This is a genomic window from Nocardioides panacis, from assembly GCF_019039255.1.
Classification (GTDB): Bacteria; Actinomycetota; Actinomycetes; order Propionibacteriales; family Nocardioidaceae; genus Nocardioides_B; species Nocardioides_B panacis.
Window position 1 is genome coordinate 2,095,652 of sequence record NZ_CP077062.1, and the last position, 11,393, is coordinate 2,107,044.

The 11,393-nt window shown below is 69.0% G+C and carries 12 protein-coding genes; 6 read left to right on the plus strand and 6 right to left on the minus strand.

Annotated features, from left to right (window positions below; genetic code table 11):
- The first annotated feature begins 477 nt into the window (after positions 1-477).
- The 5 genes from KRR39_RS10185 to KRR39_RS10205 all read left to right on the plus strand — a co-directional run bounded on the left by KRR39_RS10185 (position 478) and on the right by KRR39_RS10205 (position 4,952).
- The gene (locus KRR39_RS10185; RefSeq protein ID WP_216941907.1) at positions 478-1,899 is read left to right on the plus strand and encodes an MFS transporter; all 1,422 of its coding nucleotides are present in this window, start codon (positions 478-480) and stop codon (positions 1,897-1,899) included.
- Between the two features lie 133 nt (positions 1,900-2,032).
- Entirely contained in the window at positions 2,033-2,503 is a 471-nt protein-coding gene (locus tag KRR39_RS10190; RefSeq protein WP_216941908.1) for a nuclear transport factor 2 family protein, read from the plus strand.
- Positions 2,504-2,689: 186 nt separating this feature from the next.
- Positions 2,690-3,784, plus strand: a complete 1,095-nt coding sequence (locus KRR39_RS10195; protein WP_436972054.1) for an IS30 family transposase — start codon at positions 2,690-2,692, stop codon at positions 3,782-3,784.
- Positions 3,785-3,915: 131 nt separating this feature from the next.
- Positions 3,916-4,275 carry a YciI family protein gene (locus KRR39_RS10200; protein ID WP_216941910.1) on the plus strand — a complete coding sequence of 120 codons (360 nt, stop codon included), beginning with the start codon at positions 3,916-3,918 and terminating at the stop codon, positions 4,273-4,275.
- 113 nt (positions 4,276-4,388) lie between these two features.
- Complete coding sequence (locus KRR39_RS10205; protein ID WP_216941911.1) at positions 4,389-4,952, plus strand: dihydrofolate reductase family protein; 564 nt, start codon at positions 4,389-4,391, stop codon at positions 4,950-4,952.
- 64 nt (positions 4,953-5,016) lie between these two features.
- Here KRR39_RS10205 and KRR39_RS10210 read toward each other — a convergent pair whose 3' ends face one another.
- Complete coding sequence (locus KRR39_RS10210; RefSeq protein ID WP_254185656.1) at positions 5,017-5,328, minus strand: ArsR/SmtB family transcription factor; 312 nt, start codon at positions 5,326-5,328, stop codon at positions 5,017-5,019.
- Positions 5,329-5,462: 134 nt separating this feature from the next.
- On the opposite strand from KRR39_RS10210, the gene KRR39_RS10215 reads away from it, so the two are divergent.
- Positions 5,463-6,662: an MFS transporter gene (locus KRR39_RS10215; protein ID WP_216941913.1), complete on the plus strand. Its 1,200-nt coding sequence runs from the start codon at positions 5,463-5,465 to the stop codon at positions 6,660-6,662.
- 170 nt (positions 6,663-6,832) lie between these two features.
- On the opposite strand, the gene KRR39_RS10220 is transcribed toward KRR39_RS10215, so the two are convergent.
- The 5 genes from KRR39_RS10220 to KRR39_RS10240 all read right to left on the minus strand — a co-directional run bounded on the left by KRR39_RS10220 (position 6,833) and on the right by KRR39_RS10240 (position 11,366).
- On the minus strand, positions 6,833-7,090 hold the full coding sequence (locus KRR39_RS10220) for a hypothetical protein (RefSeq protein WP_216941914.1): 258 nt from the start codon (positions 7,088-7,090) through the stop codon (positions 6,833-6,835).
- Positions 7,091-7,306: 216 nt separating this feature from the next.
- Positions 7,307-9,361 (minus strand): CARDB domain-containing protein, encoded by a 2,055-nt coding sequence (locus KRR39_RS10225; protein WP_216941915.1) that lies wholly within the window; start codon positions 9,359-9,361, stop codon positions 7,307-7,309.
- Between the two features lie 363 nt (positions 9,362-9,724).
- Positions 9,725-10,078, minus strand: coding sequence for a hypothetical protein (locus KRR39_RS10230; protein WP_216941916.1), 354 nt, complete (start codon positions 10,076-10,078; stop codon positions 9,725-9,727).
- Positions 10,075-10,488 (minus strand): hypothetical protein, encoded by a 414-nt coding sequence (locus tag KRR39_RS10235; protein WP_216941917.1) that lies wholly within the window; start codon positions 10,486-10,488, stop codon positions 10,075-10,077. Before KRR39_RS10235 ends, KRR39_RS10230 begins: the two co-directional genes overlap by 4 nt.
- 113 nt (positions 10,489-10,601) lie before the next feature.
- Positions 10,602-11,366, minus strand: coding sequence for an MIP/aquaporin family protein (locus KRR39_RS10240; protein ID WP_216941918.1), 765 nt, complete (start codon positions 11,364-11,366; stop codon positions 10,602-10,604).
- Between the last annotated feature and the right edge of the window lie 27 nt (positions 11,367-11,393).

Genomic DNA, 11,393 nt, shown 5'->3' on the forward strand with positions numbered 1-11,393 from the left:
GACGCGACACGTCGTGGGGATGTGACCGTGCAGAGAACGGATTGACCTGGTCGCCTGCTCGTTTCCGCTCTTCGCGTCAAGGACGTGGGCATCAGGCAACCCACTGGTCACGGTGTCCATCACGATCCTCAACAGCATCGGCCTCGTGACGTCCTCCTCTTCGTCCTGATGTGGAGGCGTGCTGCTTCACCATCGGACCCACCCACCCGCCGGCCAGCCCCCGCCCGCTTCGTCAGGCGGGGGTCGTCTTGTTGTCGAGGTGCCGCTTTCTCTCGTGACACGAGTGCCTCGACGCCGGCCGGCCGTCTCGGACTGAGAATCTCGACGGCCTCGGAATGCAGTCGTACAGTTTCTGACGCGCCCCCTCGGATGTCGGGCTGCTCCGGCGTCGGAGGGGGTGCGCCAACGTCCCGGGGCTCGTCTCTAGCTCGACGTCGACGTCGAGCGCCTCGCGCTCGTCTCTGGCACGCTTCCGGGGTGAGGACAAGGGACACCGACCGCAGCCGTTGGATCGCCCTGGTCGTGTGCTGCAGTGCGATGTTCATGACGCTGCTGGACGTGAGCGTCACGAACGTGGCGCTCCCCTCGATCGGCGACGACATGGGGGCCGGAGCGTCTCAGCTGCAGTGGATCGTGTCTGGCTACACGCTCGCGTTCGGGCTGGTGCCCGTGCTCGGCGGCAAGCTGGGCGACGACCACGGACGCCGGCTGATGTTCCAGATCGGGGTCGGCGGCTTCGTCGTCACGTCGGCGCTCTCGGGACTCGCCCCCACGGCCGGCTTCCTGATCGCCGCCCGGGTGCTGCAGGGGCTGTTCGGCGGCTTGATCAACCCGCAGACCTCCGGGCTCGTCCAGCAGATGTTCAGCGGCGCCGACCGCGGTCGCGCCTTCGGGGTGCTCGGGACGACGGTCGGGCTCGGCACGGCGATCGGACCTCTCGTCGGCGGTGCCCTGATCGCTCTCGGCGGCCCCACCCTCGGCTGGCGGCTGGTCTTCTTCGTCAACATCCCGGTCGGCCTCGTCGTCATCGCACTCTCGCGGCGGCTGCTGCCCCCGCCCAACGAGACCACCCGCCACCGGCTCGACGTCCTCGGCGCCGCGCTCCTCGGAGGAGCCACCTTCTGCGTCCTCTTCGCTTGCGTGGAGTACGACGCACTGCGGGACGCCCGGCTGGCGTGGCTGGTCGTCCCGGCAGCGGTCCTGCTCGGCCTCTTCGTTGGCCGGGAACGACGGCTCACCCTCGAGGCGCGCGACCCGCTGGTCGACCTGCGGCTGTTCCGGCGACCGTCGTACGTCTCCGGCATCACGCTCGCACTGACGTTCTTCCCTGCCATCGCCGGACTTCCGCTCGTCCTTGCCCTCTTCTACCAGCGCGGGCTCGGCTACACCGCGCTGGAGTCGGCGCTCGGAGTGACGGCGTACGCCGTGGGAAGCGCCGTCTCAGCAGCCCTCTCAGGTCGTGTGGTCACCCGCATCGGGCGCAAGCTGGTGGTGGCGGGCGCGATCACGTTCGGAGTCGGGGCGATCGCCCTGGCGGTGGTGGCCCTGCACATCCCCACCAGCCACGCGACCCTGGCCCTGGCACCGCCCTTGTTCGTGATGGGCTGCGGGCAGGGAATGCTCATCACGCCCAACCAGACGCTGGCGCTCGTGGACGTCGACCCGCTCATGGGGAGCGCCGCTGGGGGCGTTCTCCAGACCGGGCAGCGAATCGGCCTCGCGATCGGCCAGGCTCTCATCGGCGCCGTCTTCTTCACCTCCCTCGCCGATGACAGTGTCGCGTCGTACTCACGTGCACTGGGTCACGCGGTCATCGCAGCGATTTGCTTCGTCTCGATCGCGGTGGCCATTGGTGTTCACGACCTGCGACGAACGAGTCGTCGCGAAGCCCGGACCTGATCGGGTGTCCGGATCAGTCGCCCGGATCAGCCCCGCAGGTAACCCGGTGTGGGTGCGTCTCACCGCCACCGGCAAAGGTACTAGCTGGAGCCGCTGTAGCGTTCGACAGCAGTGATCCCAGGAGGTGCCACCGATGGACGAACGTCCGCCCTTCCCGCCGTTCACGGCCGAGACCGCCGCACAGAAGGCCCGAGCAGCCGAGGATGCCTGGAACACCTGCGACCCGGAGCGGGTCTCGCTCGCCTACACCCACGACAGTCGTTGGCGCAACCGGGACGTGTTCCTGGAAGGTCGCGACGACATCGTGGCGTTCCTGCATCAGAAGTGGGCGCGCGAGCTGGAGTACCGGCTGATCAAGGAGGTCTGGACCTACGGCGACAACCGCATCGCCGTTCGGTTCGTCTACGAGTCACACAACGTCGAAGGCCAGTGGTTCCGGTCGCACGGCAACGAGAACTGGGAGTTCGACGAGCACGGCCTGATGCGCCAGCGGCACGCCAGCATCAACGACATCGCCATCGACGGCGCAGACCGGCTCTTCCACTGGGACCGTCCGGGGCCTCGACCCATGGACCACCCCGACCTGACCGAGCTCGGGCTCTAGGCGCGTTCTGCCGCCGCGATCCGGACGCCGAAAGTTGTGCCGTCTCGAGCCGAACGTCCCGACATGCCGGTGGTCTCAAGGGGTCGACGCAACGCTTCGTGATTCGGTGATCTCGAGGTGGTTGTGGTGGGTCATGGCGATTACGAGAGGTTGACGCCCGAGGCGATCGACCAGGTGTGGTTGCGGATGCGGTCCGGTCAGGCTGCGAAGCCGACGGCACGAGAGCTGGGACTGTGCACCGGGACGGTGCGCGCGTACCTGATCCGCTGTGGCGGGATCAGACCCGAGCCGCGACGACGAGCATCGGGGCGGCTGAGTCTCGCGGAGCGTGAGGAGATCTCCCGTGGTCTGGCGGCCGGACGCTCGGTCCGGGCGATCTCTGTCTCGGTAGGCCGGTCGCCCTCGACGGTCAGTCGCGAGGTCAACACCAACGGTGGCCGGCGCCGGTATCGGGCTGCGCGCGCGGACCTCGCGGCGTGGTCGCGGGCGACCCGGCCCAAGCCGTGCAAGCTGGCCGACAACCCGACGCTGCGTGCCATCGTGGAGGAGAAGCTGGCCCGTCGTTGGTCCCCGCAGCAGATCGATGGCTGGCTGAAGCTGACCTACCCGAAGCGTCCGGAGATGCAGGTGTCGCACGAGAGCATCTACCGCACCCTCTACGTCCAGTCCCGCGGCGCCTTGCGCAAAGAACTGACCCGGTATCTGCGCACCGGCCGGGTGATCCGCCGCCCGAAAGGCGTCCGTCTGCCCGATGGTCGAGGTGGGCGCCCGAACACGCTGCACATCTCACAGCGGCCGGCGGAGGTGAGCGACCGGGCTGTCCCTGGGCACTGGGAAGGCGACCTGGTGTTCGGCAAGAACATGAGTCCGGTGGCTACCTTGGTGGAACGCAAGACCCGGTTCCTGATGCTGATCGGACTGCCCCGCGGTGACCACCGGGCCGACGCCGTCGCGGACGCGCTCGCCGCGGCCATCACCACTCTGCCCACTCAGCTCGCCAAGTCGCTGACCTGGGACCTGGGTCACGAGATGGCCCAGCACCAGCGGTTCACCGTTCAGACCGGAGTGCAGGTCTACTTCTGCGATCCGAAGTCGCCCTGGCAACGCGGCAGCAACGAGAACACCAACGGCCTTCTGCGCCAGTACCTGCCCCGACGCCTCGACTTCCGGACGCTGACCCAAGCCGACCTCGACGCCATCGCACGAGAGCTCAACGAACGCCCTCGACAGACCCTCGACTTCAAGACACCATCGCAAGCATTGGCAGAGGCGTTGCGTTGACCGCCTGAACTCGCACCGATGATCGTGCGATGTCCAGAGATTCCCGTCCTGTGCCTGTCGAATGGGGCTGTCGCCGTTCGTGGTGCAGGAGAGGGTGGACGAAGGGTCCACGCTCCAAGGAGGGAGTAGACGTGACCGAGTTTCTCATCGCGTTCAACGACGAGTGGGTGCCCGACTACGCCGAGGAGCAGATGGCCGAGAGATTCGCGGCTGTCAAGGCGTTGCGGTCAGAGATGAAGGATGCGGGAGTCCTCGTCTTCACCGGTGGCCTGGACGACTCCCCTGCGTTCAGCGTCGACGCGTCGAGTGGCACGCCGGTGTTCACCGATGGTCCGTTCGTCGAGACCAAGGAGCACCTCGGCGGCTTGGCCGTCGTCGAGGTGGCCGACGAGGAGGCAGCGCGACTGTGGGCGGGCAAGATCGCGGTGGCGTGCGGTTGGCCCCAGGAGGTGCGCCGCTTCGGAGCTGCGACGCAGGGTCCGGAGAACTAGCGCCGGAATCCGGCCTGTTCGCGGGTGCGGTCCATCGCGCGCTCATGCCGCGTAGCTTGCGCTCGACGACGCACGGTACGCCCGAATGTTCGACTCACGGAGAGGCAGACGCCATGCGGAGACTGACCTTCGCCATGAACCTGAGCCTGGACGGCTACGTCACCGCGCCCGGCGACGACCTCGGCTGGAGCGTGCCGAGCGACGAGCTGTTCCAGTGGTGGTCCGACCGGGTGGGGGCGACGGGCCTTGCGCTGTACGGGCGCAAGCTGTGGGAGACGATGAGCTCCCACTGGCCGACCGCCGACCAGCAGCCGGGCGCAACACCGGCGCAGATCGAGTACGCCCGCCGATGGCGGGACATGCCGAAGGTGGTGTTCTCCTCGACGACCAGCGCGGTCGACTGGAACGCCCGCCTGGTCACCGGCGACGCTGTCACCGAGATCGCCCGGCTCAAGACGGAAGCTGGCGGTCCCATGGACGTCGGCGGCGCCACCCTCGCCGCTGCGGCCATGCGGGCCGGGCTGATCGACGAGTACGCGATCGTCACCCACCCGGTCCTGGTGGGTGGTGGAACGCCGTTCTTCACGGCCCTGGACAACTGGGTGAACCTGAACCTGCTGGAGACCCGGACGTTTCCCGACGGCGTGCTCCTGACCAGGTACGAGACCAGGCACTGAACACCGTGTCCGCGTCCTGGTGAGAGCGTTGCCCGCGCCGGGCCGTGCGACTCGCAGGTCGAGGTCAGATCTCGACAGAGGTCTGCCCCGGCGCCGTACGGGCACCGAGCACCGAGTCGAGCAAGCCCGGGAACGCTGCATCGAGCTCGTCGCGCCGGAGGCTCAGCAGCCGGCCCCGCCCCTTGGGCACGTTTCGCACGACTCCGGCTTCGCGCAGCACCTTCAGCTGGTGGGACTTGGTCGCCTTCGGCACGGGTCCGCCGGTCGCGCTGCACGCAGCCATGTCCATCGGGCCGTCGACGAGCTGGCGGGCCAGGTCGAGGCGCGTCGGGTCACTCAGGGCGAACAGCACGTCGGTGAGGGCGACCTCACTCATCTCGGGGTGTGGGAGCTCTGGCGCAGCGGGCATGGTTCGACAATAGTTGAACCAACGGCCGAACTCACGTACGGTGCCAACAGTTCCATAACTTTCGAACCATCGTCTGTCGAACCCGCACCCCGAGGACCCCCATGACCGTCGCCGTTGAAGCCCCCGCCCACCGCGGCTCCGCGTCCGGGTTCGCGTTGTCCCTCGTGGCGCTCCTGGCGATGATGGTCGGGGCCAGCGCACCGTCGCCGTTCTACCCCGTGCTCGAGCGGGAGATCGGATTCTCCCCCGCCACGTTGACCGCGATCTTCGCCGTCTACGCCGTCGCGCTGCTGCTCACCTTGCTGGTGACCGGCTCGCTGTCCGACCACCTCGGTCGTCGGCCGGTCGTCTCGGCGGCCTTCGCGCTGCTGGCGCTCAGCATGCTGGTCTTCTGGCACGCCGACTCCGTCACCCTGCTCGTCCTGGCCCGGATCGTGCAGGGGGTCGCCAGCGGCCTCCTCCTCTCGTCGCTCACCGCGACGGTGGTCGATCTCGGGCCCGAGAGCCGCCCCGGCATCGCTGCGACGTTCAACAGCGTCGTCCCGCTAGCCGGCCTCGCGCTGGGTGCGCTGGTCGGCGGCGTGGTCATCGACCAGACGGTCTCGCCCATGGCCGACGTCTTCGGCGCGCTGAGCGGCGTCTACCTCGTGCTGGCCCTCGCCGTCTGGCTCCTGCCGGAGACCTCCCCACGCCACAGCGGTCTCCTGCGATCGTTCCGCCCCACGGTCGGCGTCCCACGCTCAGCCCGACCGGCCTTCGTCCGCAGCGCCCCGGCGCTCTTCGCGGGCTGGGCCACCGGAGGCCTCTACCTCTCGCTCGGGGCTCCGATCGTGGCTCAGGAGCTCGGCGGCACCACGCATCTCCAGCAAGGTTTCGTGGTCACCACGCTTGCCGGGATCGGCGCCCTGTCGAGCTTCTTCGCGCGCAAGCACTCGTCCCGGCACATCACGCTCTACGGCACCACGGCCCTCGCCCTCGGCACCGCGCTCACGCTCGTGGCGCTGGCGGCCGGGTCCTACTGGGGCTTCATCGCCGCTGCCGTGGTCGCCGGATCGGGCTTCGGCACCTCTTTCTTGGGCATCATGCGCTCGATCACACCGGTCGTCGCTCCGCACGAGCGGGGCGAGCTTTTCGCCTCGGTCTTCGTGGTCAGCTATCTGGCCTTCGGGATTCCCGCCGTCGTCGCCGGCATCGCGGCACCCCACATCGGCCTGGCCACCACGACCTACGCGTACGGCGGCCTGGTCGTCGCCCTCTCCGGGGCGGCCGCCCTGCTTCGGAAGTACCGCTCGACCGACTGAGACAGGCGCGGGGTTTCGTCCTCGGCGGCGCCCCGCGCGGACTCGCGCTCACCGGCAGGTGCCGCCGAGCTGGGCACCGTCGAGGAGCTTCCGCTGGTGGGCGCCGACCGATCCGCCGTAGCCATCGAGGACGCTACCGTCGAGCGCGTTCGACTTGTTCACCCCGGACTTCATTCAGTCGTGGACAGCACCTGGATGACGGTCTCGCCGGAGCAGGTGGCGGACTCTCTGATGGACCAACGTCCCCGGAACCCGTTGCCCTGCCACTCGGCCTCGGCGTCGTGGTCCTCTGTCTCGCCCTTCTCTATCGCGAACCCCGCATCGACGACGTCGTGGTTGAGGAAGTCCAGGATGTCCTTGAACGACGAGGAGGAGACGCCGCTGACGATGGTGCCGCCGGCACCGCGGTCCTCGGCCTTGTAGACCACCGTGTCTGGGGGGGAAGGGCCAGTCGGTCGGGAAGCCGTCACCGTAGGGCGTGGCAGCGGCCTTCGCGTCGTCGCGGCAGGTGGAGAGGTCCGCGGCCGCACCAGCGCCGATCTTCTCCTTCTCCTTGTCCGCTTCGGCACCACCGCCGCAAGCGACCAGGGAGGTGCCCATCAGGGCCGTCGCGACGAGCAGGCCGGCCGCACGCAGGTTGCCCCTCACTTGACCGAGACCGACTTCTGCAGCTTGTTGTCGCCTTCGTTCGACTCGGCGATCTTGTTGGCCGGGTCGACCGTCGAGGTGACGGCGTGCGTGCCCCTGGCGGCCTTCCAGGTGACGCTCAGTGTCTTGCTCGTGCCCGGAGCGAGGCTGGCCGTGGTCACCACGCCGACCGCCTTGGTCCCGTCCAGCACCTGGGTGGCCACACCCGTCAGCGTCGTGGTGCCGGTGTTCTTCACGAGCATGGTCGCGGAGACGCTGCCGCTCTTAGCCGCGGCCACCCCGAGCGAGGACAGGGTGGCGTTGGTGACAGCGGGGTCGTACTTCGCGAAGAGCGGCTTGCCCGCACTCTGCCGGGCGATCGTGGCGTAGGCGTCGCGACCGGAGTGGTTCGGGTCGGTGACGCACGCGTTGATGCAGCCGTCAGCGAAGCCGGCCGTGATCCGGCCGTGGCTGTCGACGGTGACGTCGATGAAGTCCAGCAGGTTGCGGTCGTCGCCGCAGGTGGTGCCGCCGGTGCAGATCGAGCCGACCTGGACCGGGTCGCCCGGTGTGGCGTCGCTGGTGACCCAGCTCTTGCCGCCGTCGTACGTCGTGTCCACGTAGAGGTGCCAGACGCCGTGGAAGTTGGCGTTGTCCTGGTAGTTGCCACCGGTCGGGGTGCCGAGGTAGGCGATCGAGGCGCGGTCGTCGTCACCCGCGACCACGGTCGGGAAGACCGCGTTCTGGATGCCGAGGCTCGTGCCGACGGTCTGCCGGTCGGTCCAGGTCTTGCCGCGGTCGCGGCTGACCGCCATGCCGGGCTTGCCGTCCGCGCCGACGTAGCCGAAGTAGACCGTGCCGTTGGCGCCGACGCCGATGGACGGGTCGGAGTCGCCGGGCGTCGCCCCCGGAACCTTGGAGACGTTCCAGGACAGGCCGTTGTCCTGGGAGACAACGGCGGCCTGCGAGTCCCCGCAGCCCTTGTTGGGCAGGTAGGCGGTGCCGTCCGGAGCGACCTTGATGTGTCCGTGCAGGCCACCGCAGTCAAGCAGGCTGTACGTCGGGACGCCCGCCTCGAACGTCGCGCCTCCGGTGTGCGAGGCCGCACAGAACGCGGTGGCAATGTCCTGGCTGCAGTAGTACACGGCGTTCTTGTAGCCCGTCGGGGAGACGGCTCCCAGACCGCCGCTCGAGAACGGGCCGCCACCGATGGTCTGGTGGTCGACCCCCGAGGGGATGCCCCCACCGGTGCTCGGCGACCAGGTCGTGCCGTCGTCGTCGGTGTAGCAGGTCAGCGAGTCGACACCCGACAGCTGCGACTCGAAGGTGCGGCCGGTCTGGTGGTCGGTGAACAGGATCGGGTCGAGGCTCGCGGTGCTGCCCTGCGGGCAGCCGTTCGCGGCGCTCGCCGACACGTCGGACCAGGTGGCCTTGGCCGGGGTGACGCTGTCGTCGAAGCTGGCCTTGAAGGTGGACAGGTAGGCCTGGTACATCGTCGCGCCGGTCGAGAAGTTGGTGCCGATCGACGGCTCCCCGGCGTTGTTCGCGTCCTTGAACGAGCTCGGCGCCGCGTAGTCGGCGAAGCTCGGCGGAGTATCGGTGCCGGGCGCAGGATTGGCCGGCACGGTGGCCAGCGTCGCGGTGGCGGAGTACGACGACCCGAGCGGGGCGTAGGGCACCACGCGCACGGTGTAGTCGCCGGAGTCGGGCGGCAGGCCGACCTGCTCCGGGTCGGCGGACGAGGCCGAGGTGCCGACCACGTTGCCGTCCCGGTCGAGGACGTAGACGTCGAAGTCGGCGGCGGCGTTGGTCCACGCCACCTTGATGTTCAGGGTGTGGGTGGTGCCGTAGCCGGCCGGCGTCGCGACGTGCAGGGTGAAGTCGTCGCACGACTGCGGGACGCTGCAGTCCGGCGTACCGAGCGCGTTGCCGGTCGCGTTCGGGGCGACGAACGGGCCACCGGACCAGGTCGCGCTCGTGCTGGTGTCCGACACCGTGCCCGCCGTCGGTGTGGCCGCGTCCGCGGAGCCGAGGGTCAGGCCAGCGGTCAGCAACCCGATCACCGCGGTCACACCCAGGGCCCTGCTGTGGATCAAGCGCCGCGCTCGGCTCATCGGAGGAACTCCCTTGTCGGTCACGGAACGGGAACCACAGCCTCCACGCACAAGTCCGCGCAAGACCCGGTCCTGATATCTGCCATCCCCAACGACCCCGCGCCGCAGCGGTTACGCCCTCAGGACGAGACCCTTCGGTCCGGTGGGGCCGTCCGCCGTCACGCGGTCCGACGATGCTGGCGATCTCCGCGACGGTCCACACGACCCGGCGAGCGTCAGCCCAGCGTCCGAAGGCCACAACTGGCCCACGACGATCAGGGCGGGGAACACCGCGGTCGGGACGAGGACCCGGGCACGAGGACGCAGTTGGGGCCGGTACCGCTACGCAGACGTCCGATGGCCGGCCCCGGAACAGATTCGCCCGTGCAGGTCACCAGGGGGCTTGTCGGCCGCCATGTCGTCGGCGACGCACCAGAATTCATCCGCCCAGTCGCCAGAGTGCTGCATCCCGCGCAGCACGGGCCAGCGTCGGCTGTGACTCATGGCGGCGACAGCCCTCCGCTTCGCGGCATGGTCACCAGAGGCATGTGCGGCGCCGTACTGGTCGATCCAGGCGCACCCCACGCTCCCGGTGACGCGCGCGGCGACATGGTAGGGCTGCTGGTACGGCGGGACCGCGATCGTGGTGGCGTCGAACCCGTCCGGGGTCTCGACGCCGGTCAGCAACAGAGTCACGGTCGCCGCAACCTGAGGGGGACGCACGACGTCCGCCGGCAGCCTCGCGTCGAACTCGCCGGTGTGGACCTGGCGCAAACGGTCGAGCAGCCCGACGAACGCTGCACGCTCCATGCCCTCCCCCGAACCTCGAGGAAGGTCTCCCCGTGGACGGGCCCTAGCACCGTGTGATCGCGGCGGTGGTAGGCCCACATCTCGGCGGGCTCGCCGAGCAGCGTGACCGGGCCCGGCGGGCTGATGTGCCGACGGCTGGCCAGGTACTCCTCGAACCAGCAGTCCGGCCGCCAGTTGACGCGCAGCTCCCAGTCGTCCTTGGCATAGCGGATCTTGCCGTTCGTGGGATCGCCGTCGACGGTGGTGACGCTCCAGCCGGCAGCATCGAGGATGACGTACGGGCTCGGGTCGCTCATCGGTCCTCCGTCGCCTCGCAGTGGGCTTCCCACAGTACGGAACGCCGAACGCACAGCCAACGAGGCACGTTCTCGCAGATCCGCCCGGCAGAGCCGCGCCGGCGGACGGACCACTACCGGTCGGAACGCTTGACCTCGGTCCCCAGCACCCCCTGGGCTGCCGCGGACCCGCTACGGCCCCCGCCGTACCCGCGGAGCACGAACGCGACGCCGACCGCGATCACTGCGCCGGTCAGCGGCCCCGCGATGTAGACCCAGAAGTCCGAGAAGTCGGCTCCGATCAGGTCAGGACCGAACGTGCGGGCGGGGTTCATCGACGCACCCGAGATCGGGCTCCCCCACAGGCCGGCCAGCGCGATGTAGGAACCCACACCCAGCGCACCGATCACACCGACGTTCTGCGCACCCGAGGCCGTCCCCAAGATGACACTCACCAGTCCCAGGGTGAGGACCGCTTCCATCAGGAACGCGTCGAAGGAGGAGTACCCGGAAGCTGGATAGTTGGATCCGGTCGTCGCGGATATGCCGATGACCGCTTGCAGGAACCAGGCCGCCACCGCTGCTCCGGCGAGCTGGGCCAGGACGTAGCCGGGCACCCGCCTCCACGGGAAGTCTCCTCGCAGCGAGAACGCCACACTCACCGCCGGATTGAGATGGGCGCCTGACACCTTGCCCATGAACAGGATGACCGACAGCACCATCAACGCCGGCGCCACCACGGCCGCAGTCCGACTGATCGTGTTCGGGAAGGCCTGACCCATCATGCCGCCACCGGCGGCGACGAGAACCAGGAAGAAGGTCCCCAACAGCTCGGAGAACAACCGCCGCCACTCCTGGCTCGGATCCTGGAAGTCGGCCATCGGCTGGACGACTTCCACCTCGAACCATCGCTCGAAACGGCCGCC

Excerpts from the sequence above, each read along its gene's own strand:
- KRR39_RS10190 (WP_216941908.1), top strand. The coding sequence starts at position 2,033 with ATGGACGAACGTCCGCCCTTCCCGCCGTTCACGGCCGAGACCGCCGCA.
- KRR39_RS10195 (WP_436972054.1), top strand. The coding sequence starts at position 2,690 with ATGCGGTCCGGTCAGGCTGCGAAGCCGACGGCACGAGAGCTGGGACTG.
- KRR39_RS10205 (WP_216941911.1), top strand. The coding sequence starts at position 4,389 with ATGCGGAGACTGACCTTCGCCATGAACCTGAGCCTGGACGGCTACGTC.
- KRR39_RS10210 (WP_254185656.1), bottom strand. The coding sequence starts at position 5,328 with ATGAGTGAGGTCGCCCTCACCGACGTGCTGTTCGCCCTGAGTGACCCG.
- KRR39_RS10215 (WP_216941913.1), top strand. The coding sequence starts at position 5,463 with ATGACCGTCGCCGTTGAAGCCCCCGCCCACCGCGGCTCCGCGTCCGGG.
- KRR39_RS10235 (WP_216941917.1), bottom strand. The coding sequence starts at position 10,488 with ATGAGCGACCCGAGCCCGTACGTCATCCTCGATGCTGCCGGCTGGAGC.